The sequence below is a fragment of the Streptomyces sp. NPDC088915 genome, from assembly GCF_044749825.1.
Classification (GTDB): domain Bacteria; phylum Actinomycetota; class Actinomycetes; order Streptomycetales; family Streptomycetaceae; genus Streptomyces.
On sequence record NZ_JBIVIR010000017.1, the window covers coordinates 88,950 to 111,578 of the forward strand.

General features: G+C 73.9%; 18 protein-coding genes and 1 pseudogene. 10 read left to right on the forward strand and 9 right to left on the reverse strand.

Translation table 11 applies throughout. From position 1 onward, the window contains the following. Positions 1-59: 59 nt before the first annotated feature. Both ACIP5O_RS28175 and ACIP5O_RS28180 read right to left on the reverse strand, forming a co-directional pair. Positions 60-896, reverse strand: coding sequence for a siderophore-interacting protein (locus ACIP5O_RS28175; RefSeq protein WP_401297976.1), 837 nt, complete (start codon positions 894-896; stop codon positions 60-62). 84 nt (positions 897-980) lie between these two features. After that, positions 981-1,886 (reverse strand): 5'-3' exonuclease H3TH domain-containing protein, encoded by a 906-nt coding sequence (locus ACIP5O_RS28180; RefSeq protein WP_401298265.1) that lies wholly within the window; start codon positions 1,884-1,886, stop codon positions 981-983. Positions 1,887-2,159: 273 nt separating this feature from the next. On the opposite strand from ACIP5O_RS28180, the pseudogene ACIP5O_RS28185 reads away from it, so the two are divergent. The 4 genes and pseudogenes from ACIP5O_RS28185 to ACIP5O_RS28200 form a co-directional block, all read left to right on the forward strand. After that, positions 2,160-3,176, forward strand: a pseudogene (locus ACIP5O_RS28185) (glycine betaine/L-proline ABC transporter ATP-binding protein); the annotation flags it as partial. Positions 3,177-3,417: 241 nt separating this feature from the next. Next, positions 3,418-5,211 carry an ABC transporter permease/substrate binding protein gene (locus tag ACIP5O_RS28190; protein WP_401297979.1) on the forward strand — a complete coding sequence of 598 codons (1,794 nt, stop codon included), beginning with the start codon at positions 3,418-3,420 and terminating at the stop codon, positions 5,209-5,211. A gap of 175 nt (positions 5,212-5,386) precedes the next feature. Then, entirely contained in the window at positions 5,387-5,938 is a 552-nt protein-coding gene (locus ACIP5O_RS28195; RefSeq protein ID WP_401297982.1) for a helix-turn-helix domain-containing protein, read from the forward strand. A gap of 37 nt (positions 5,939-5,975) precedes the next feature. Next, complete coding sequence (locus tag ACIP5O_RS28200; protein WP_401297984.1) at positions 5,976-6,701, forward strand: helical backbone metal receptor; 726 nt, start codon at positions 5,976-5,978, stop codon at positions 6,699-6,701. Here the strand turns inward: ACIP5O_RS28200 and ACIP5O_RS28205 are convergent. Further along, positions 6,628-7,803, reverse strand: coding sequence for a TDT family transporter (locus ACIP5O_RS28205; protein WP_401297987.1), 1,176 nt, complete (start codon positions 7,801-7,803; stop codon positions 6,628-6,630). The genes ACIP5O_RS28200 and ACIP5O_RS28205 overlap by 74 nt on opposite strands. Before the next feature lie 451 nt (positions 7,804-8,254). On the opposite strand from ACIP5O_RS28205, the gene ACIP5O_RS28210 reads away from it, so the two are divergent. After that, positions 8,255-9,223, forward strand: a complete 969-nt coding sequence (locus ACIP5O_RS28210; protein ID WP_401297989.1) for a LysR family transcriptional regulator — start codon at positions 8,255-8,257, stop codon at positions 9,221-9,223. Positions 9,224-9,245: 22 nt separating this feature from the next. Here ACIP5O_RS28210 and ACIP5O_RS28215 read toward each other — a convergent pair whose 3' ends face one another. After that, the gene (locus ACIP5O_RS28215) at positions 9,246-10,874 is read right to left on the reverse strand and encodes an amidohydrolase (RefSeq protein WP_401297992.1); all 1,629 of its coding nucleotides are present in this window, start codon (positions 10,872-10,874) and stop codon (positions 9,246-9,248) included. A gap of 96 nt (positions 10,875-10,970) precedes the next feature. Next, positions 10,971-11,621 carry a TetR family transcriptional regulator gene (locus tag ACIP5O_RS28220; protein WP_356548471.1) on the reverse strand — a complete coding sequence of 217 codons (651 nt, stop codon included), beginning with the start codon at positions 11,619-11,621 and terminating at the stop codon, positions 10,971-10,973. A 69-nt stretch (positions 11,622-11,690) separates the two neighbouring features. On the opposite strand from ACIP5O_RS28220, the gene ACIP5O_RS28225 reads away from it, so the two are divergent. Further along, on the forward strand, positions 11,691-13,145 hold the full coding sequence (locus ACIP5O_RS28225) for a purine-cytosine permease family protein (protein ID WP_401297995.1): 1,455 nt from the start codon (positions 11,691-11,693) through the stop codon (positions 13,143-13,145). Here the strand turns inward: ACIP5O_RS28225 and ACIP5O_RS28230 are convergent, their stop codons facing one another. From ACIP5O_RS28230 to ACIP5O_RS28240, 3 genes are all read right to left on the reverse strand, one after another. Continuing rightward, positions 13,146-13,838 carry a gamma-glutamyl-gamma-aminobutyrate hydrolase family protein gene (locus ACIP5O_RS28230; protein WP_401297998.1) on the reverse strand — a complete coding sequence of 231 codons (693 nt, stop codon included), beginning with the start codon at positions 13,836-13,838 and terminating at the stop codon, positions 13,146-13,148. A 30-nt stretch (positions 13,839-13,868) separates the two neighbouring features. Beyond that, positions 13,869-15,353, reverse strand: coding sequence for an ethanolamine permease (eat, locus tag ACIP5O_RS28235; RefSeq protein WP_401298001.1), 1,485 nt, complete (start codon positions 15,351-15,353; stop codon positions 13,869-13,871). 127 nt (positions 15,354-15,480) lie between these two features. After that, positions 15,481-16,209, reverse strand: a complete 729-nt coding sequence (locus ACIP5O_RS28240; RefSeq protein WP_365539976.1) for an FCD domain-containing protein — start codon at positions 16,207-16,209, stop codon at positions 15,481-15,483. A gap of 89 nt (positions 16,210-16,298) precedes the next feature. Between ACIP5O_RS28240 and ACIP5O_RS28245 the strand changes: the two genes are divergently transcribed. From ACIP5O_RS28245 to ACIP5O_RS28260, 4 genes are all read left to right on the forward strand, one after another. Then, a complete protein-coding gene (locus ACIP5O_RS28245) occupies positions 16,299-17,663 on the forward strand; it encodes a glutamine synthetase family protein (protein ID WP_401298004.1) in 1,365 nt (454 codons plus the stop codon). An 8-nt stretch (positions 17,664-17,671) separates the two neighbouring features. Continuing rightward, positions 17,672-19,027, forward strand: coding sequence for an aldehyde dehydrogenase family protein (locus ACIP5O_RS28250; RefSeq protein ID WP_401298007.1), 1,356 nt, complete (start codon positions 17,672-17,674; stop codon positions 19,025-19,027). Between the two features lie 5 nt (positions 19,028-19,032). After that, entirely contained in the window at positions 19,033-19,818 is a 786-nt protein-coding gene (locus ACIP5O_RS28255) for a 3-oxoacyl-ACP reductase (protein WP_401298010.1), read from the forward strand. Positions 19,819-19,911: 93 nt separating this feature from the next. Next, positions 19,912-21,168, forward strand: coding sequence for an HAD family hydrolase (locus ACIP5O_RS28260; protein WP_401298013.1), 1,257 nt, complete (start codon positions 19,912-19,914; stop codon positions 21,166-21,168). A gap of 7 nt (positions 21,169-21,175) precedes the next feature. On the opposite strand, the gene ACIP5O_RS28265 is transcribed toward ACIP5O_RS28260, so the two are convergent. Beyond that, a complete protein-coding gene (locus ACIP5O_RS28265) occupies positions 21,176-22,378 on the reverse strand; it encodes an amino acid deaminase/aldolase (protein WP_401298015.1) in 1,203 nt (400 codons plus the stop codon). Between the last annotated feature and the right edge of the window lie 251 nt (positions 22,379-22,629).

Consider the following 22,629-nt stretch of genomic DNA (forward strand, 5'->3'; position numbering starts at 1 on the left):
GTCGCGCGGACGGGGGCGGCGGGGCGTTCCGCCCCCGCCGCCCCCGTCCGGGAGTCCGCTCAGCTCTCCTGTTCGCGTTCCACCTGGTCGTTCCACTCGCGCTTGATCGCGCGCCAGGCCTCGTCCGTCTTGCCCAGGCGCCAGTAGCCCGAGATCGACAGGCGTTCGCGCGGCACGTCCCGGTCCAGGCGCAGGTGGCGGCGGAGGTCCTTCACGAAGCCCGCCTCGCCGTGGACGAAGGCGTGGACGTCGCCCGCCGGGAAGTCCAGCGTCCGGACCGCCTCGACCAGCGCCTCGCCCACCGGTCGGCCGCCCCGGTGGAGCCACGTGACGTCGAGGTCCGCCGCCGTCTCCAGCTTCTGCTCCTCCGCCGCGTCCTCGATCTCCACGAAGGCGTGCGCCCGCGCCCCGGCGGGCAGCCGCTCCAGGGCCGCCGCGATCGCCGGAAGGGCGCTCTCGTCGCCCACGAGCAGGTGCCAGTCCGCCGCCTCGTCCGGGGCGTAGCCGCCGCCGGGGCCGAGGAAGCGCACGGTGTCGCCCGCCTCGGCGCGCGCCGCCCACGGGCCCGCGAGGCCCTCGTCGCCGTGGACCACGAAGTCGATGGTCAGCTCGCGCCGCTCCGGGTCCCAGGCCCGTACCGTGTAGGTCCGCGTCGTCGGCCACTGCTCCCGGGGGTACTCCTCCCGGATCCGCTCCATGTCGAACGGCTCCGGGTAGGTGACGCCCTCGGGGGCGAAGAGCAGCTTCACGTAGTGGTCGGTGTACTCGCCGACGTCGAAGCCGTCGAGCCCCGGACCCCCGAGGACGAGCCGCACCATGTGCGGAGTGATCCGCTCCGTGTGCACCACGCGCGCTTCGGTGGCCTTCGGTGACCTGCGGGCCGGCTGCTCTGCCACGACGTGCTCCCCTGACTCTGCGTACTTAGGTATGCCTAAGCTAGCACTTCGCCGTGCGGACGGTACGGTTCCGGCCCGGCCGGTTCAGCGCTCCAGGACCGGCAGCAGCCGTCCCACCGCGCCGGTGAGGCCCCAGCGCTTCACCAGCGCGTCCAGGGCCGCCGGGTCGCGGGGCCCCGCGGGGAGGGCCGGGTCGAACTCCGGCAGCGGTACGTCGGTGGCGACCCGTACCACCGTCGGCGCCACGTCCAGGTACGCGGCCGCCTCCACGATCCCGCGCCGCTTGGCCGGGGTCAGCCTCGACGCCGGGTCCTCCGCCGCCGCCCGCACCCCCGCCAGGTCCCCGTACTCCGTGATCAGCTGCGCCGCAGTCTTCTCGCCGACGCCCTTCACGCCCGGCAGCCCGTCGCTGACGTCGCCGCGCAGCGCCGCGAAGTCCGCGTACTGGTCGGGCCGCACCCCGTACTTCGTACGGATCAGCTCGCCGTCCACCAGGTCGCAGTCGCCGACGCCCTTGCGCGGGTACAGCACCCGCACCTCCCGCGCGTCGTCCACCAGCTGGAACAGGTCCCGGTCGCCCGTGACGATGTCCACCGGCCCGGCGGCCCGCCCCGCCAGCGTCCCGATCACGTCGTCCGCCTCGTACCCCGCCGCCCCGATCCGCGCGATGCCGAGCGCCGCCAGGACCTCCTCGATCACCGGCACCTGCGGGGACAGGGTGTCCGGCACCTCCTCCTCGTCCGGGCCCGTCTCCGTCTCCAGGGCCACCCGGTGCGCCTTGTACGACGGGATCAGGTCCACCCGCCACCGCGGCCGCCAGTCCTCGTCCCAGCAGGCCACCAGGTCGTCCGGACGGTGGTCCTGGACGAGCCGGCCGATGAAGTCGAGCAGCCCGCGCACGGCGTTCACCGGCGTGCCGTCGGGGGCCCGGACGGAGTCCGGCACGCCGAAGTACGCGCGGAAGTAGAGGCTGGCGGTGTCGAGGAGCATCAAACGTCGCGTCACCCGGCCGATCCTATGGCGCGGCGCGGCGCACCGGGGGACCACCGGAAACGGGACTTCCGGACCGTTCTCCCGTGACCCCCGTCACCTTTGCGTTTGCGACCTTCGGCCCCGGGCATGCGCGGCCCCGGAGTGAACCCCGGTACGGAATTCGGCGAAAGGATCCCGTGCGCGACGGGGCGCGGGCCGATCCCGCGGGCTCCACGGTCCGGCCTCGCGTGGGTGGCGGGGCCGTTCTTCGTTCCTACCCGTGAGGTGTATGTGTCCAGGCTCCAGGCCGACCACCTGTACAAGGTGTTCGGCAGACGACCCGACGAAGCCGTCCGCAGGCTGGCGGACGGCGCCGATCGCGAGGAGCTGCGCGCCGAGGGGACGACAGCGGCCGTCGTGGACGCCGGCTTCGTCGTCGAGCCCGGCCAGATCTTCGTCGTGATGGGCCTGTCCGGCTCCGGGAAGTCCACGCTCCTGCGCATGCTCAACGGGCTGCTCGAACCGACCGCCGGCCGGGTCCTCTTCGACGGCGACGACCTCACCGCGCTCTCCCCCCGGGACCTGCGCGCGGTCCGCTCCCGCCGGATCAGCATGGTCTTCCAGCACTTCGCGCTCTTCCCGCACCGGAACGTCCTGGAGAACGCCGCCTACGGCCTGGAGGTCCAGGGCGTGCCCCGTGCCGAGCGCGAGGCCCGCGCCGCCGAGGCCCTCGCGCTGTGCGGCCTCGCCGGCTGGGAGAAGTCCTGGCCCGACGAGCTCTCCGGCGGCATGCAGCAGCGCGTCGGCCTGGCCCGGGCGCTCGCCACCGACGCCGACCTGCTCCTCATGGACGAGTCGTTCAGCGCGCTCGACCCGCTGATCCGCCGCGACATGCAGGACCAGCTCCTCGTGCTCCAGAAGCAGTTGAAGAAGACCATCGTCTTCATCACCCACGACCTCAACGAGGCCATGCGCCTCGGCGACCGGATCGCCGTCATGCGCGACGGCAGGATCGTCCAGCTCGGCACCGCCGAGGACATCCTCGTCCGTCCCGCCGACGACTACGTGGCCTCCTTCATCCAGGACGTCGACCGCTCCCGGGTGCTGACCGCCTCCGCCGTCATGACGGAGGGCACCGCCGCGGCCGACTGCCCGGACGACTGCGCCTGCCGGTCCGTCGGGCCCGACACCCTCGTCGCGGACCTGTGCGCCGTCGCCGCCGGCGCCCCGCACCCCGTGACCGTCGAGGACCCCGACGGCACCGTCCTCGGAACCGTGTCCCCGGAGCGCCTCCTCGGCGTGATGGGCGGCCTCGGCACGCACGACGCCACCGTGAACGACGTCACCACGAAGGGCGTCGAGGACAGGCGCGCGGCCATCAAGGGCCTCGGCGCAGAGAACGCAGAGAACGCAGAGAACGCAGAGAACGCGGAGAACGCAGAGAACGCGAAGGACACCGACGCCGAGGACTCCGGCGCGCGGACCCCCCTCACGAAGGGCGCCGCCGCCGAGAACGTCCCCGCGAAGAACGGGCAGGAGGTGACCGCCGGTGCCTAGGCTGCCCCTCGGCCGGTGGGTCGACAGCTCCGTCGACTGGCTCCAGGCCCAGTTCTCCTGGCTCTTCGACGCCGTCACCACCGGCGTCACCGGCCTCTACGACGGCATCGACGCCGTCCTGTCCGCGCCCCAGCCGCTGCTGTTCGCCGGCATCCTCGCCGTCGTCGCCTGGTGGCTGCGCGGCTTCGCCGCCGGCCTCCTCGCCTTCGCGGGCTTCGCGCTCGTCGACTCCGTCCAGCTGTGGGACGAGGCCATGGCGACGCTCTCCCTCGTCCTCGTCGCCACCCTGGTCACCCTGGTGATCGCCGTGCCGCTCGGCATCTGGGCGGCCCGCTCGAAGACCGTCAGCGCCGTCATGCGCCCGGTCCTCGACTTCATGCAGACCATGCCCGCCATGGTCTACCTGATCCCCGGCATCATCTTCTTCGGCGTCGGCGTGGTCCCCGGCATCATCGCCACCATCGTCTTCGCGCTGCCCCCGGGCGTCCGGATGACCGAGCTCGGCATCCGCCAGGTCGACGGCGAACTCGTCGAGGCCGCCGAGGCGTTCGGCACCACCCCGCGCAACACCCTGCTGCGCGTGCAGCTCCCGCTCGCCCTCCCCACGATCATGGCGGGTGTCAACCAGGTCATCATGCTGGGCCTGTCCATGGTCGTCATCGCCGGCATGGTCGGCGGCGGCGGGCTCGGCGGCGCCGTCTACCGCGCCATCGGCAACGTCGACATCGGCCTCGGCTTCGAGGCCGGCGTCTCCATCGTCGTCCTCGCCATGTACCTCGACCGGATGACCGGCGCCCTCGGCCGCCAGGTCTCCCCGCTGGGCCGCCGCGCCGCCGCCAAGGCGCGCGCCGCGACCGCCAAGCGCCCCGGCGCCAAGCTGTGGGCCCACCGCCCGCAGCCCGTCACCGCCCTCGTCGGCGTCGTCGTCCTCGCCCTCGTGGCGGGCGGCACCGGCTTCCTCGGCACCGGCTCCGGCACGGGGAACGCCGGCGGCAACGGCAAGAAGGTCAGCATCGGCTACATCCCCTGGGACGAGGGCATCGCCTCCACGTACCTGTGGAAGGAGCTCCTGGAGCGGCGCGGCTACGAGGTCGACACCAAGCAGCTGGAGGCCGGCGCGCTCTACACCGGCCTGGCCGGCGGACAGCTCGACTTCCAGACCGACTCCTGGCTCCCGGTCACCCACGCCCAGTACTGGGAGAAGTACAAGAACGAGCTGGAGGACCTCGGCTCCTGGTACGGCCCCACGTCCCTGGAGCTCTCCGTCCCCTCGTACGTGAAGGGCGTCGACTCCCTCGCCGACCTCAAGGGCAAGGCGGGGCGGTTCAAGGGCCGGATCGTCGGCATCGAGCCCAGCGCCGGAATGATGGGCATCCTCAAGGACAAGGTCCTCGAGGAGTACGGCCTGGAGGGCGAGTACAAGGTCGTCGACGGCTCCACGCCCGGCATGCTCGCCGAGCTGAAGCGGGCGTACGAGCGGAAGGAGCCCATCGCCGTGACCCTCTGGTCCCCGCACTGGGCCTACTCCGCCCACGACCTGAAGAAGCTGAAGGACCCCAAGGGGAGCTGGGGCAAGGGTGACGGAGTCCACACCCTCGCCCGTAAGGGCTTCACCGAGGAGAACCCCGAGGTCGGCGCCTGGCTGAAGGACTTCGAGCTGTCCGAGAAGCAGCTCACGGACCTCGAAGCCGTCATCCAGGAGACCGGCAAGGGCAAGGAGCAGCAGGCCGTCCGCACCTGGCTCGACCGCAACCCGGGCCTCGCGGAGAAGCTCACCCCGCAGTAGCCGCCCGACGGGACCGGAACGGTTCCCGTCCGAAAAGGGGTGGTCGCCGTACGTGTCCGGCGACCGCCCCTTTTTCGGCACGACGCGAAACCCCGCCCCAAAGCTGCGTAAGGTTCAGGTAACCGACCGGTACGAGGATCGCGACGGGCACGAGGCGAGAGGGAGGGAGCCGACAATGGACGAGAAGGAGTCGCCCCGCGTGGGCGCGGCCGTCAAGAGGCGCCGCAGAGCGCTCCAGCTCACCCTGGCCGTCGTCGCCTCCCGCAGCGGCCTCTCCGTGCCCTTCCTCAGCCAGGTCGAGAACGACCGGGCCCGCCCCAGCCGCCGCTCCCTCGAACTCGTCGCCGGGGCCCTGGAGACCACGACCGGCGAACTCCTCGCCGTCGCCGAGGCCTCCCGCACCGTCGACGTCGTCCGGTCCGGGGAGACCTCCCCCCACCTGCCCGAGGGCGTCCGCTCCCTCGTCCGGGGCCGCCACCAGCTGCACGCCCTGGAGTTCACCGGCGAGCAGGACGCGGGCCGCGAGTTCCAGCACCGCAACGACGAGCTGCTCTACGTGGCCGACGGAGCCGCCGAGGTCGAGGCCGAGGGCCGCGCCTACCGGCTCGACCGGGGGGACACCCTCTACCTCTCCGGCGGGGTGCGCCACCGCTGGCGCGCCACCGAGCCCGGCACCCGGCTCCTGGTCGTGGCCGTGGGGGAGCACGTGGAGGCGGAGGAGGAGTGAGGGGCCGGGGAGCCGGAAGGGCTTCGGAGGCACGGCGATGAGGGTCGTCTCGCTCGTGCCCTCCCTCACCGAGGCCGTCGCCGTCACCCTGCCCGGCGCCCTCGTCGGCGCCACCGACTGGTGCACGCGTCCCGCCGGTCTCGACGTCGTCCGGATCGGCGGCACCAAGAACCCCGGCGTCCCCGCGATCACCGCCCTGCGCCCCGACCTCGTCCTCGCCAACGAGGAGGAGAACCGCGCCCCCGACCTCGACGCCCTGCGGGCCGCCGGGCTCGACGTCCTCGTCACCGAGGTCCGCACCCTCGACCAGGGCCTGCGCGAGCTGGAACGGGTCCTCGCCGCCTGCGGCGCGCCCCGGAGGCCCCGCTGGCTGGCGGAGGCCGAGGAGGCCTGGGCCGCGGTCGCGCCCCTGCGCCCGGAGGCACCGCTCACCGCCGTCGTGCCGATCTGGCGCCGCCCCTGGATGGTCCTGGGCCGCGACACCTTCGCCGGCGACCTGCTCGCCCGCCTCGGGGTCCGCAACGCGTACGCGGACCACCCCGAGCGCTATCCCCGGCTCCCGCTCGACGAGCTCCGCGCCACCGCCCCCGATCTGGTCGTCCTGCCCGACGAGCCCTACCGCTTCACGCGCGACGACGGCCCCGAGGCCTTCCCCGGGACCGCCGCCGCCCTCGTCGACGGGCGGATGCTCACCTGGTACGGGCCGTCGCTGGCCGAGGCTCCGGAGCGACTCGCCCGGGCCCTGCGAGCAGCGCGCCGCTGACGAGCCCGCGCAGGGTGTGGAGAGCGGCCACCAGCCAGGCCGCCACGAGCAACGCGTACAGACCGACCGCCAGCCACCGGAAGGCGGCCAGACCGGTGTGCCCGGCCAGCCCCTCGGTGCCGGTCACGCACGTCCCGACCGGGAAGGTGAACGCCCAGAAGGTCATCGCGAAGCCCATGCCCCGGCGGCGCGCCCGCAGTGTCATCGCCCCGGCGAGCGCCAGCCACAGCAGCGCGAAGCCCATGACGGGCACCCCGTAGAGGACGGCGAAGGCGGCGAAGCCGTGCGCGTACGGCTCGGGAAGCACGCCCGGGGCCGCGTCGGCGAACTTGTTCGCGGCGGTCGTCGACTGGCCGAGGGGGCCGAGGACCAGGAAGAGGGTGGGGGTGAGCGCGAGCGGCGGCGGGCCGCCGGTGACGAGCCGGCCGAAGACCAGGGGCAGCACGAGCAGGGTGGCGAGCAGGCTGAGGCCGAAGAGCGCGTAGCAGGCGATCAGGAGCGTCTGCCGGGCCTGCCCCGGGGGCAGGTGGGGGACGAGCAGCGGACCGAGGGCGGCGGAGACCATGGGGGCGACGACCGGCAGCAGCCACACCGGGGACGCGCCCTCGATCCGGTGGCGCACCACCATGAGGTACGGGACGGCCACGGCCGCCACCAGGCCGACCAGCGTGCCGGCGCCGAACAGGACGGTGTCGAGCGCGACGGCCGCCGGGAGCCCGATCCAGTCCCGGCCCACGACCAGGGCCCCGCCGCCGACCGCGAGCAGCGCCATCGAGAGGCAGCCGTAGAACGGGGCCACGGCCGGGTCCAGGAGGTGGGCGCGGGCCTGGTCGCGGTGGTGGACCCAGTGCAGCGCGCGGGCCGGGAGCAGGACGAGCAGCATCGCGAGCGACAGGGCCCAGACCGCCGCGCAGGCCGTACGGAGACCGGGGACGTGCACCGGGAGGGCGGCGCCCGCGGTGGCGACGATCGCCGTGCCCATCACGGAGGCGTACCAGTGGGGTCCGAGGTGACGGACGGAGGGGATCCGGAGGCCCGGCCCGGCGCCGGGGGTGGTGGCGCGGGGGAGGAGTGCGGGACGGGGAGGTGCGACGCTTGCCATGGCTCCACCGTCGTCCCGTTCCGGCGCCCGGACCAGGGATCATGCGGCTATGACGTCATAAGCTGGGTTTATGAGCAGGGGAACGCGGGGCGGCGGCGCCCACGAGGGCGGGACGGGCGGGAACGGGACGCGGGGCGGTGCGGCTTCGGGCGGCGCGGCTTCGGGCGGCGCCGCGTCGGGGGGTAGCCCGGTGGCTGGAGGCGGTTCGGTGGACGGGGGTGGTTCGGTGGACGGAGGTGGTTCGGTGGGTGGGGACGGTCCGGTGGGCGGGGACGGCCCGATAGCTGGAGGAGATCCGGTGGTCGGAGACGGACCGGTGGCTGGAGGAGATCCGGTGGCCAGGGGCGGTCCGGTGGCCGGAGGCGGTTCGGTGACCAGTGGCGGCCCCCCGCCCGTCGGAGGCCCCGCGAGTCGTGGTGGTCCCGCGGTTTCCGGGGCCCGTAGTGGTCCGGTGGCTTCCGGTGGGGCCGGGGAGCCCCGGCCCCACCTCTCCCACCGCGTCCCCGACCTCGGCGCGCTCGAACTGCTCCTCGCCGTCGCCCGGCACGGCAGCCTCGGCGCCGCCGCCCGCGAGGTCGGGATCACCCAGCCCGCCGCGAGCAGCCGGATCCGCTCCATGGAACGGCAGCTGGGGGTGGCCCTGGTCGACCGTTCGCCGCGCGGCTCCCGGCTCACCGACGCGGGCGCCCTCGTCACGGACTGGGCGCGGCGGATCGTGGAGGCGGCGGAGGCCTTCGACGCCGGAGCGCAGGCCCTGCGCGGACGGCGCGACTCGCGGCTACGGGTGGCCGCGTCCATGACGATCGCCGAGTACCTGCTGCCCGGCTGGCTGATCGCCCTGCGCGCCGAACGCCCCGACACCGCCGTGTCGCTCCAGGCCGGGAACTCGGCGGCCGTCGCGGAACGCCTCTTCGCGGGCGACGCCGACGTCGGCTTCGTGGAGGGCCTCGCCGTGCCGGACGGCCTCGACGGCGTGGTCGTCGCCCGCGACCGGCTCGCGGTCGTCGCCGCCCCCTCGCACCCGTGGGCCCGCCGCCGCGCCCCGCTGGACCCGGCGGAGCTGGCCGCGACCCCGCTGGTGCTGCGGGAGCGCGGCTCGGGCACCCGGCAGGTCCTCGACGCGGCCCTCGCCGCCCACGGCGGCCTCGCGCGACCGCTCCTCGAACTCGCCTCCACGACCGCGGTGAAGGCCGCCGCCGTCAGCGGGGCGGGCCCGGCCGTCCTCAGCGAACTCGCGATCACCGAGGAGCTGGCCTCCCGCCGCCTGGTCGCCGTCCCGGTCGAAGGGGTGCTCCTCCGCCGGGACCTGCGGGCCGTCTGGCCCGCCGGCCACCGCCCCACGGGCCCGGCCCGGGACCTGCTCTCCCTGACCCGCGACCTGCCCGGCGACCTGCCCGGCGACCTGTCCCGGGGGCGCTGAGGGGGCGCTGAGGGGTCGCTGATCAGACGCTCGCCGCCCGGTGGGTGATCCGCCCGTCGAGGACCGTCAGCAGCACCGGCAGGTCCGGCAGGTCCGTCGCGGCCGTGGTCAGCGGGTCGCCGCCGAAGACGGCCAGGTCGGCGCGGTGGCCGAGGGCGATCCGGCCCGCCTCGTGCTCCTCGCCCGCCGCGTACGCCGGGGCCGTCGTCAGGCCCCGCAGCGCCTCCAGCGGCGTCAGGGCCTGCTCGGGGCCGTGCGGCGCCTGCCCGAGGTCGCGGCTCGGGCGCCGGTGCCGGGCCCCGGCCATCACGCCGAGCGGCGGGAACGGCGCGATCGGCCAGTCCGAGCCGAGGACCACGGTCGCCCCGGAGTCCAGCAGGTCCCGGCAGCGCCACGCGCGCGAGGCGCGCTCCTCGCCGAGCCGGCGCGACCAGTTGTCGGTGTGGTCGGCGCGGGTGAAGTCGCAGCAGTGGGTGGGCTGCATGGAGGCGAGGACGCCCAGCTCCGCGAAGCGGCGCAGGGTGTCGTCCGGGACGGTCTCGATGTGCTCGACCCGGTGCCGCACCCCTCCGCCGCCCGAGGCGCGCGCCTTCCCGACGGAGTCGAGGACGTGCCGGACGGCCGCGTCCCCGATGGCGTGCGTCGCGGTGGGCACGCCCGCCCGGTGCAGCTCGCCGACGATCCGGGTGTACGCCTCGGGGTCCGGCCAGAAGGCGTGCGTGGACTCGCCGTGGCAGTCGGGCCGCTCCAGCCACGCGGTGCCGTTGTCGATGGTGCCGTCCATGAAGAGCTTCACGCCGGCGACCCGCCACAGCGCCCCGCCGGTGCCCTGCCGCCCGATCAGCTCGCGCACGCCGTCGGCGTCGGTGCCGGGCTGGCACCAGGGCGCCACCCGCAGCCGCAGCGGCAGCTCACCGGCCGCGTCGAGCTCTCCGTACAGGGCGAGGCTGTCGCCGTTGGCGTCCATGGCGTGGCCGCCGGTCAGGCCCGTGGCGGCCATGGAGCGCAGCGCGGCCGCCAGCCGCTCCCGGCTCTCCTCGCGCGTCGGCTTCGGCGCGACCCGCTCGACCAGCTCGCAGGCGGCGTCCTCCTGGAGGAGGCCGGTGGGGCGTCCGTCGGCGTCGCAGACGACCTCGGCGGAGGCCTGGTCGAAGGTGCGGGGGCCGTCGACCCCGGCGAGTTCGAGGGCCCGGCGGCTGGCGAGGGCCGAGTGGGCGTCGAAGAGCAGCAGGAAGGCGGGCACCCCGTCGAGGACGGATTCGAAGGGGGTGGTGTCCACGGGGTGGCCGCCGAAGACGTTCGGGTCGAGGCCCCAGCCGAACAGCCACGCCCCGCGCTCCAGGGTCCGCACCTCGCGGGCGAGGGCCCCCCGCACGTCGTCGAGGTCGGCGCAGTACGACAGGTCGAGGCCGTGCGTCAGCTCGGCGCCGCTGACGGGGTGCACGTGGCCGTCGACGAGCCCGGGGGTGACGACGGCCCCCCCGAGGTCGGCCACGGTGGTGGCCGGCCCGGCGAGCGCGCGCATCTCGCGGTCGTCGCCCAGGGCCGCGATCCGGCCGTCCTCGGACACGGCGAGCGCGGTCTCCGGCAGGAACGCCCCCGTACCGGGGTCGAGCAGACGGGCGGAGAGCAGGACGAGACGGGTGCGCACGGGTGGCTCCAGGGGGTGCGGGGCAGTTCTTCGGCGGTACGAGTACGAGTACAGACGGGTGCGGGGGACGGGGCGCGTGGGGACGCGACCGGCGGCTCAGTCCGGTACGACCGGCAGCGGCGTCCCCGTCAGCGTCCCGGCCGCCAGGCCGAGGGCGCGTTCCGCCGTGGTGACGGCCATCCGGGTCACCGCCTCCGGCCGGTCGGTCCGGTCGGTGTTGGCGTGGGCGCCGAGGCCGTCGAGGACGACCAGGATCTGGATGGCCGCGGTGCGCGGGTCGTCCGTGCGGAACTCGCCCCGCTCGACGCCCTCGCGGATGAGCCCTTCGAGGCGGTCGTCGGAGGCGCGCTCCTGCTCGGCGACCCGGTCGCGCAGCACGGGCCGGTAGCGGCTGAGGTGCCGGGCGTTGATCCACAGGCGGCTGATGTCGTCGTACGCCTCTCCGGCCGAGAGGGCGAAGTAGCGCGCGAGGTACTGCGCGGGGGTGCCGTGCGGCCGCTCGGCGGGCAGCAGGGAGTCGAGCTCGCCGGTGGAGGCCACGGCGAACGCCTCGGCCACCAGCTCCTCCGCCGAGGGGAAGTAGTGGCTGATCAGGCCCGGCCGCACGGCCAGCTCCTCGGCGATCCGCCGCAGGGTGACGCATTCCAGGCCCTCGGTCAGGGCGACCCGGGCCGCGGTCTCCACGATCTCCGCCCGCCGGGCTTCCGGAGTTTTCCGAACGCGCTTGCGCTCGACGCTTGACGACATACCGGGGATGCTATTGAGTGTGCGACCAATAAGCAACCAGGTGGGCACCACACGCTTCCGGAGGGCCGCATGGCTTCCACGTTCCCCGACCAGAACCCGGCTCCCCGGGCCGCTCAGGTCACCCCTCCGGCCGCCGACCGGCCCGGCCGCATCGAGGCCCACGGCATCGACCACATCCCCGACGAGGAGCGCCACGGACACCCCCGCGAACTCTTCTCGGTGTGGGCCGCGGCGAACGTCAACTACCTGAGCCTGGTCATCGGCGGCGCCCTCGTCCTCATGGGCCTGAGCCTCTGGCAGGCCCTCGGCGTGATCGTCGTGGGCAACCTCTTCTGGGTCCTCACGGGACTGCTCGCCACCTCGGGCCCGGCCGCCGGCGCGCCCAGCGAGGTGATCACCCGGGCCGTCTACGGCGTCCTCGGCAACCGCGTGAACAACGCGATCGGCGGCTGGCTGGTCTCCGTCTGCTACTTCGCCCTCAACCTGGCCGCCGCGGCCACCGCCGCCTTCGCGCTCGTGGAGAGGACCGGCGTCGCGGTCACCGTCCCCGTCGAGGTGGCCGTCGTCGTGGTGATCGCCGCCCTCACGCTGGTCATCAGCGTCTACGGGCACGGCCTGATCATCAAGCTGTACCTGCCGATCACGCTCGTCCTCGCCGCGGCCTTCGCCGTCGTCGCGTTCGCCGTCCTGCGGCACGCCGACTTCTCGTACGCCCCCGCCGCCCGCCTCTCCGGCACCGAGCTGTGGTCGCTGCTCCTGGCGGGCACCACGATGATCGCCTCGGGCCCGCTCTCGTACACCACGAGCGCCGACTTCTCCCGCTACCTGCCCCGCACCGCCTCCAAGGGGGCGATCGTCGGCTGGACCGCCCTCGGCGCCTTCCTGCCCAGCGTCGTCGTCTGTGCGCTCGGCGCCCTCGCGGCCACCGCCGTCGACATGACCGACCCGCAGACCGCGCTCCAGGAGATCCTGCCCAGCTGGTTCGTGCCGGTCTTCCTGCTCGCCCTGGTCCTCGGCACCATCGCCATCAACGCCCTGACCGCCTACAGCGCCGGACTCGCCCTCCAGGCCGTCGGCCTGCGCGTCCGCCGCTCCGTCAGCGTCCTGCTCGACGGCGCCGTGGCCGTCGCCCTGACCCTGTACGGCGTGCTCGTCTCCCACTTCCTGGAGACCGTCAGCAACGCCCTCCAGATGATCACCGTCCTGGTCGGCCCGCTCATGGCCGTGTACGCCACCGACGTCCTGCTGCGCCGCTGCCGCTACGACGGCGTCGCGCTCTCCGACGAGACCCCCGGCGGCCCCTTCTGGTACACCGCCGGCGTCAACCGGGCCGGGGCGCTCGCCCTCGTCGTCGGCGTCGCCGCCGCGTCCCTCTGCGTCGACACCCTCTACACCGGGCCCGTGGCCACCGCCCTCGGCGGCCTCGACCTCTCCCTGCCCGTCGGCATGGGCGTCTCCGCCGCCCTCTACGCCCTCCTGATGCGCGGCGACCGCACGGTGCTCGCCGCCCGCGCGGCCGCCTGATCAGGTACGTCCACGGGCCGCCGCCGCTTTGACCAGTCCCCGCATCACGCGCGTGTCCTCGCCCATCTCCGGGTGCCACTGCACGCCGAGGGCCCAGGCCGGGACGGTCAGCTCCACCGCCTCCACCGTGCCGTCCTCCGCGTGGGCCGAGGCCGCGAGCCCCGCGCCCAGCCGGTCCACGGCCTGGTGGTGGTAGGTCGGGACCTCGGCGGGCTCCGGGACCAGGGAGGCGTAGAGGGTGCCCGGCACCGGCTCGACCTTGTGCCGGCCGATCACCCCGACCGCCTCCGCGTGCCCGTCCAGGTGCTGGACCAGCGTGCCCCCGAGGGCCACGTTGAGCAGCTGCATCCCCCGGCAGATGCCCAGGAGCGGGGTGCCGGAGGCGAGGGCCGCGTCGATCAGGGCCAGCTCCCAGGCGTCCCGCTCCCTGGCCGGGGGGCCGGTACGGGGGTCGGGCTCGGCCCCGTACCGTACGGGCTCCACGTCCGCCCCGCCCGCCACGACCAGGCCGTCGAGCCGGGCCACGACCGCCGCGGCGGCGGCCGGCCCGTCCGGCGGGAGCATCACCGCGAGCCCCCCGCCCTCCCGTACGAGCCGGGGGTACGCGGAGGGGAGCAGCGCCGCCTCCATGTCCCACACGCCCCAGCGGGCCCGGTTCAGATAGGTGGTCACGCCGATGAGCGGCTCGGACACGACAGTTCCTCCAAGGGGGTCGGGACGACGTCAGCCGCGTTCGAGTTCGGCCTCGGCCGCGGCGAGCGCCGCGAACTCCTCCTCGGGCGCCTTCGCCACCAGGTGGTGCCGACTGTAGAACGCGAAGTAGGCGAGGGCGATCACGTACACCCCGAGCGCCATGAGCGCCGCCGTCCGGTCCACCAGGAAGGTCGCCACCAGGGCCGACAGGGCCAGGACGAAGGCGGTCGACGAGGTCGCGATCCCGCCGGGCGTGCGGTACGGCCGGTGCAGGTGCGGCTCGCGGCGGCGCAGCACGATGTGCGAGAGCGCCATCAGGGCGTACGAGATGGTGGCGCCGAAGACCGCGATGTTCAGCATCCGCGCCCCGTTCCCGGTCCCGGCCGCGAGGGCGAAGCCGATCGCGCCCGGGATGAGGAGTCCCAGGTAGGGCGACTTGCGGCGGCTGGTCAGGGAGAGGAAGCGGGGCAGGTAGCCCGCCCGGGAGAGGGCGAAGAGCTGGCGCGAGCCGGCGTAGATGAGCGAGAAGAAGGAGGCGACCAGACCGGCCAGGCCCGCGTAGTTCACGAACCGGCTGAGCGCCGTCGGCTCCCCGTCGCCCTGGAGCGCCACGACCAGCGGGTTCCCCGCCTCCTGGACGGCGGCTGCGCCGCGCGCCCCGGTGGCGGCGAAGAAGGTCATGACGGCGAGCAGCACCAGGACGCCGAGCGAGATCGCCAGCGCCCTCGGCATCGACCGGACCGGGTCCTTCGCCTCCTCGGCGGCCAGCGGCACGCCCTCGACGCCGAGGAAGAACCACATGCCGAAGGGGAACGCGGCCCAGATCCCGAGCAGGCCGAACGGCAGCCAGGAGTTCGAGCCGAACGCCTCGCCGTCCACCGGGATGTCGTTCAGGCCGTCCACGTGGAAGTCGGTGAGCGCGCCGAGCGCGAAGACGACCAGGGCCGCGACCGCGATCGCCGTCACGACCAGGCTGAACCGCAGCGCCTCGCCCACGCCCCACAGGTGGATCCCGATGAAGAGCGCGAAGCAGACCAGATAGACCGGCCAGCCGGACTCCAGGCCGAAGAGCCCGAGCGACTCGACGTAGTCGCCGATGAAGATCGAGATCGCCGCGGGGGCGAGGACGTACTCGATGAGGATCGCGGTGCCGGTGAGGAAGCCGCCCCAGGTGCCGAGCGCCCGGCGGGCGAAGCCGTAGCCGCCGCCCGCGGTGGGCAGGATGGCGGACAGTTCGGCGAGCGCGAAGACCAGACAGGCGTACATCGCGCCCATCAGGACGGTGGCGACGGCGAGTCCGCCGAAGCCGCCCTTCGACAGGCCGATGTTCCAGCCGGAGAAGTCCCCGGAGACGACGTAGGCGACGCCGAGGCCGGTGAGCAGCAGCCAGCCGGCGCTGCCGCGGCGCAGCGTGCGCCGTTCCAGATAGTCGTCTTCCGGGGCGCCGCCCCCGGGTGTCTTCCCGCCCCCGGGTGTCTTCCCGGACGTGCTCCCGGTCGTGTCTTCGAGCGTCATGGCAGCGTCAGCTCCCCGCAACGGGCCCAATGGATTGAGGCCATACCTTTGCGCCGCTCCCGCGGGAACGCAACCCCCGTGCGTTACTTTCGGGTTACGGGGGCCCTTCGTGCGGCCCGGGCGCCGTTCACGTCAGGAAGCCCCGCAGCAGCGCCGCCGTGCCCGCGCAGTGCTCCCGCATCACCTCGCGCGCCGCGTCCGCGTCCCCGTCGAGCACCGCCTCCACGAGCGCGGTGTGCTGGTGCTGGGAGTGCTCCAGGTTCCGCACGAGCAGCGGGATGCAGTCGAGCAGGTCGTTCACCGTCGCCCGGACCGCCGCGTACTGCGCCGTCAGTGTCGGCGAGCCGGACAGCTCCGCGAGCGTGAGGTGGAGCAGGGTGTCCTGGCGCCGATAGTCGCCGAGCGGGGCGTCGTGGGTCGCCGCGAGGGCGGACCGCAGCCGCCCGGCGCCCGCCGCGTCGAGGCCGTGGGCCGCGCACAGCCCGGCGGCCCCCACCTCCAGGACCTCACGGAAGCGCAGGGTGTCCTCCATGTCGACCGAGGCGATCCGGCGGCGCAGCTCGTCCTCGTCGCCCGTCCGGACCCGGGGCAGCACGAACGTCCCGCCGTACCGGCCGCGCCGGCTCTCCACGAGCCCCTGCTCCTGGAGGACCTTGAGGACCTCGCGCAGGGTCACCCGGCTGATCCCCATCCGGTCGGCCAGCTCCCGCTCGGCGGGCAGCCGCTCCCCGTCCGGCACCAGGCCGAGCCGCACCACCTGGAGGATCTGCTCCAGGGCCTCCTCGAACCCGTTGCCCGCCCGCACCGGCCGCAGCACGGGCGTCAGCCGGTCCGCCGGTCCACTCGTACTGGCCACGTTCTCGTTTCCTTTCCGCCGGTACTTCCCAAGCAATGGTCTTCCGCAATACCTTATGGCTCCCGGCAGGCCGAAGGAGGAGCAATCCCGTGGCAGACCGCACACCCCCGCTCGACGTCGAGGAGCTGCGCGCCCTCGTCGCGAGCGGCGAGATCGACACCGTAGTCCTCGCCTTCCCCGACATGCAGGGCAGGCTCCAGGGCAAGAGGTTCGCCGCGCAGTTCTTCCTGGACGACGTCCTCGGCCACGGCACCGAGGGCTGCAACTACCTCCTGGCCGTCGACACCGAGATGAACACCGTCGACGGCTACGAGATGTCCTCCTGGGACCGCGGCTACGGCGACTTCGCCATGCACCCCGACCTCACCACCCTCCGCCGCGTCCCCTGGAACGAGGCCACCGCCATGGTGACGGCCGACCTCGCCTGGGGCGACGGCACCCCCGTCACCGCCGCGCCCCGCCAGATCCTGCGCCGCCAGCTCGAACGCCTCGCGGAGCACGGGCTCACCGCCCACGTCGGCACCGAGCTGGAGTTCATCGTCTTCAAGGACACCTACGAGCAGGCCTGGGACGCCAACTACCGCGGCCTCACCCCCGTCAACCAGTACAACGTCGACTACTCCGTCCTCGGCACCGGACGCGTCGAACCCCTCCTGCGCCGCATCCGCAACGAGATGACCGCCGCCGGACTGACCGTCGAGTCCGCCAAGGGCGAGTGCAACCCCGGACAGCACGAGATCGCCTTCAAGTACGACGAGGCCCTCGTCACCTGCGACCGGCACGCCGTCTACAAGACCGGCGCCAAGGAGATCGCCGCCCAGGAAGGCTGCTCGCTCACCTTCATGGCGAAGTACAACGAGCGCGAGGGCAACTCCTGCCACATCCACCTCTCCCTCCAGAACGCCGACGGGGAGAACGTGATGGCCGGGGACGACGAGCACGGCATGTCCGCGACCATGCGGCACTTCCTCGCCGGACAGCTCGCCGCCCTCCGCGACTTCTCCCTCCTCTACGCCCCCAACATCAACTCCTACAAGCGCTTCCAGCCCGGCTCCTTCGCCCCCACCGCCGTCGCCTGGGGCCACGACAACCGCACCTGCGCCCTCCGGGTCGTCGGCCACGGACGCTCCACCCGCTTCGAGAACCGCCTCCCCGGCGGCGACGTCAACCCCTACCTCGCCGTCGCCGGCCTGGTCGCCGCCGGACTCCACGGCATCGAGCAGCGCCTCGAACTGCCCGAGCCCTGTACGGGGAACGCCTACACCGCCGGGTACGCCCACGTCCCCACCACCCTGCGCGAGGCCGCCGAACTCTGGGAGACCAGCGAGATCGCCAAGGCCGCCTTCGGCCCCGAGGTCGTCGCCCACTACCGCAACATGGCCCGCGTCGAACTCGACGCCTTCGACGCCGCGGTGACCGACTGGGAACTGCGCCGCTCCTTCGAACGCTTGTGAGGAAAGAGTTGCTCCAGGTACTGAACCCGGCGACCGAGGAACACGTCGCCGACGTCCCCGAAGCCACCCCCGCCGACGTCGACGCCGCCGTCGCCCGGGCCGCCGCCGCCCAGCGCGGCTGGGCCGCCGCCGCGCCCGCCGACCGCGCCCGGCTCCTCCGCCGCTTCGCCGCCGCCGTCGACGAACACGTCGAGGAACTGGCCCGGTTGGAGGTCACCGAGGCGGGCCACACCATCGGCAACGCCCGCTGGGAGGCCGGCAACGTCCGCGACCTGCTCGACTTCTCCGCCGGGGGAGTGGAACGCCTCAACGGGCGCCAGATCCCGGTGGCCGGCGGCCTCGACGTCACGATCCTCGAACCCCTCGGGGTCGTCGGCGTCATCGCCCCCTGGAACTTCCCCATGCCGATCGCCGCCTGGGCCACCGCGCCCGCCCTCGCCGCCGGCAACGCCGTGCTCCTCAAGCCGGCCGAGACCACCCCGCTCACCGCGCTCCGCCTCGCCGAACTCGCCCTGGAGGCGGGCCTGCCCGAGGGACTCTTCCAGGTCCTCCCCGGCACCGGCCCGGTCGCCGGGAACGCCCTCGTCGAACACCCCGGCGTCGCCAAGATCGTCTTCACCGGCTCCACGCGGGTCGGCAAGTCCATCATGGCCAAGTGCGCCGAGCGGGTGAAGCGGGTCACCCTCGAACTCGGCGGCAAGAGCCCCAACGTCGTCTTCGCCGACGCGGACCTCGAAGCCGCGGCCGCCGCCGCCCCCATGTCCTTCCTCGACAACAGCGGCCAGGACTGCTGCGCCCGCACCCGCATCCTCGTCCAGCGCAGCGCGTACGACCGCTTCCTGGAGCTGCTCACCCCCGCGATCGAGGAGATCGTCGTCGGCGACCCCTCCGACGAGCGCACCCAGATGGGCCCGCTCATCTCCCGCGCCCAGCTCGACCGCGTCCGCTCCTACGTCCCCGACACCCTCGAAGGGGTCCGGGGCAAGGCACCCGAGGGCCCCGGCTTCTGGTTCCCGCCGACCGTCCTCACCGGCCTTCCCGAGGACGCCCCCTGCGCCGTCGACGAGGTCTTCGGACCCGTCGCCGTCGTCCTCCCCTTCGAGGACGAGGCCGACGCGGTCCGCCTCGCCAACGCCACCGAGTACGGCCTGTCCGGCTCGATCTGGACCCGGGACGTCGGCCGCGCCCTGCGCGTCTCCCGCGCCGTCCGCGCCGGCAACCTCTCCGTCAACTCCCACTCCAGCGTCCGCTACTGGACCCCGTTCGGCGGCTACCAGCAGTCCGGCCTCGGCCGCGAACTCGGCCCCGACGCCCTGACCGCCTTCACCGAAACCAAGAACGTCTTCCTCAGCACGGAGGCCTGAACCGCATGACCACCGAAGAGATCATCTGCCGCCGTCTGGTCGGCCGCACCGCCGTCATCACCGGCGCCGGCAGCGGCATCGGCCTCGCCACCGCCCGCCGCCTCGCCTCCGAGGGCGCGAACGTCGTCTGCGGCGACATCGACGAGACCGCGGGCAAGGCCGCCGCGGAAGAGGTCGGCGGCACCTTCGTACGGGTCGACGTCACCGACCCCGAGCAGGTCGAGGCGCTGTTCAAGACCGCCTACGACACCTACGGCTCCGTCGACGTCGCCTTCAACAACGCCGGCATCTCGCCCCCCGACGACGACTCCATCCTGGAGACCGGCCTGGAGGCCTGGAAGCGCGTCCAGGACGTCAACCTCACCTCCGTCTACCTCTGCTGCAAGGCCGCCCTGCCCTACATGCGCCGCCAGGGCCGCGGTTCCATCATCAACACCGCCTCCTTCGTCGCCATCATGGGCGCCGCCACCAGCCAGATCTCCTACACCGCCTCCAAGGGCGGCGTGCTCGCCATGTCCCGCGAGCTGGGCGTCCAGTTCGCCCGCGAGGGCATCCGCGTCAACGCGCTGTGCCCGGGGCCCGTCAACACCCCGCTCCTCCAAGAGCTGTTCGCCAAGGATCCCGAGCGGGCCGCCCGCCGCCTCGTCCACATCCCCGTCGGCCGCTTCGCCGAGGCCGACGAGATCGCCGCCGCCGTCGCCTTCCTCGCCAGCGACGACTCCTCCTTCGTCAACGCCACCGACTTCCTCGTGGACGGCGGCATCGCGGGCGCGTACGTCACCCCCCTCTAAGCCCCCGCTTTCCCCACCCCCGGCAGCCGGGCGTCGCAAGGCGCCCGGCTGTCCGCGTACCTCCACCGCCCGCGTACCTCCAGGAGCGTGCCCGTGAACCGCCGATCCCGTACGTCCGCCGCCGTCGCCGCGCTCGCCCTCGCCGCGACCACGCTCGTCTCCGCCGCCCCGGCACAGGCGAAGCACCGCCCGTGCCCCACCCTCGGCGTCTCCGCCGGCTGGTACGGCGACAACAAGGCCCGGCTCGACCGCCTGATCGCCGACCACTGCGCCGACGGGAGGACGAAGGGGAAGAAGCCCGTCGCCGTCTTCGACTGGGACAACACCGTCATCAAGAACGACGTCGGCGACGCCACCCTCTACTGGCTCCTGCGCAACGACCGCGTCCGCCCGCCCCGGAACGACGACTGGTCCACCACCAGCCGCCACCTCACCCCCGCCGCCGCGACCGCCCTGCGCGCCGCCTGTCCCACCGGCGTGCGCACCCTGCCCACCGCCACCGACGTCCGCTGCGCCGACGAGATCCGCTCCGTCTACTCCGACGGCGCCACCACCGGCGGCAGGGCCGCCTTCGCCGGTTTCGACCACCGCCGCACGGAACCCCAGTACGCCTGGCTGGCCCAGCTCCTGCGCGGCTGGACCGTCCGCGAGGTCGAGTCCTTCGCGGCCGCCGCCCGCGCCGAGAACCTCGCCGCCCCGCAGGGCGCCACCCAGCGGGTCGGCACCGCCCGGGTCACCGGCTGGGTCCGCCACTACGACCAGCAGCGCGACCTGATTGACACCCTCCGGCGGGCCGGCTTCGACGTCTGGATCGTCTCCGCCTCGCCCGAGCCCGTCGTCGACGTCTGGGCCCGGGGCGCCGGCATCGACCCCTCGCACGCGATCGGCATCCGCAACACCACCGAACACGGCCGGCTCACCGCCCACTTCCAGGGCTGCGGCACCGTCCGGGACGGCGAGGACACGATGATCACCTACATCGACGGCAAGCGCTGCTGGATCAACCGGGAGATCCTCGGCGTCCGGGGCCCCGCCGCCGAACGCGTCCAGCCCGCCTCCCGCCGCCAGGTCCTCGCCGCCGGGGACTCCGACACCGACGTCACCTTCCTGCGGGACGCCACAGGCCTCCGCCTGGTCCTCAACCGCAACAAGAACGAGCTGATGTGCCGGGCGTACGAGAACGGCGACGGGCGCTGGCTCGTGAACCCCGTGTTCATCGAGCCGAAGGCCCGGAAGACCACCCCGTACCCCTGCGCCACCACGGGCTACACGGCGGGCGACGGCACCGCGCGGCCGGTCCGCCGGACCGACGGCAGCGTGATCCCGGACCAGGAGGACACGGTGTACTAGCCGTGGGCTACAGGAAGGTGTGGCCCTCGCCCCGGTACGTCGGCACGGTCGCCGTGATCCGGTCGCCCTCGATCAGGCGCAGGCTCTCGAACCGCTCGCACAGCTCGCCGGCCTTCGCGTGCCGGAACCACACCTTGTCGCCGATCCGCAGGTCGTCGGCCGGCGAGCCGAGCAGCGGGGTCTGCACCTCGCCCGCCCCCTCCTGCGGGTCGTACCGCAGCCCCTCCGGCAGGTACGGCACGGGCAGCCGGTCCCGGCCCGCCACCCCGGAAGCCGGGTAGCCGCCGCCGAGCACGGTCACCACGCCCACGCCCGGCCGCCGGACCACGGGCTGCGCGAAGAGCGCGGCCGGCCGGCCGCTGAAGGACGTGTAGTTGTCGAAGAGGCACGGCACGAAGAGCCCCGAACCGGCGGCGATCTCCGTCACCGCGTCCTCGGCGGCCGTGTGCTGCACGCTGCCGGTGCCGCCGCCGTTCACGAACTCCAGGTCCGGCGCCACCGCCCGCACGGCCCGCACCACGGCCGCCCGGCGCTCCGCCAGCTCCCTGCGGGCGGCGGACTGCATCAGCCGGACCGCCCGTGACCGCAGCGGCCGGCCCGCGACCGCGTCCCCGACCCCCGCGACGTGCCCCTCGTACGCCATGATCCCGACCAGCCGGAACCCCGGCCGCCGCCCCACCGAGCGGGCCAGCTCCGCCAGCTCGGCGGGCTCCCGCAGCGGGGAGCGGCGGGCGCCGATCCGGATCCGGCCGCCGAGCAGGCGGAGCGCCGTGTCCAGCTCCAGGCAGACCCGGACCTCCTCCGTCCCGCCCGCGCGGGAGGCGTCGATCAGATCGAGCTGCGCCACGTCGTCCACCATCACGGTCACGGCGGCGGCGAGCTTCGGGTCCCGCGCCAGCTCCCCGAACCCGGCGCGGTCCGCCGACGGGTACGCGAGCAGGACGTCCTCGAACCCGGCGCGCGCCAGCCACAGCGACTCGTCGAGCGTGAACGACATGATCCCGGCGAAGCCCTCCCGGGCGAGCGCCCGCTCCATGAGCGCCCGGCACCGCACGGACTTGCTCGCCACGCGTACGGGCTTGCCCCCGGCCCGGCGCACGAGGTCCGCCGCGTTGGCGTCGAAGGCTTCGAGGTCGACGATCGCCACGGGCGCGTCGAGGTGAGCGGTGGCCCGGTCGTAACGGGCCCGGTCGCCGGCACGGGGAGTCATGGCCCGAGCTTGCCAGACAGGTTTACGGGTGGGTAGCCCCTGAGTTCCCGTGCGGCGGGGAACAGCCCGTAGAGTGACGGGCATTGTCGACACGAGCGGGAGACGGGGATGACCAGCGAGCACCGTCCCACGCCCTCCCGCATCACCGAACTCCTCCTCCCGCCGCCCCCCGACACGGCAGGAACCCCCACCGAAGCTCCCGGCGCCTCCACCGCCGCCGGCCCGCCGGCCCCCGGGCCCTCGGAAACTGC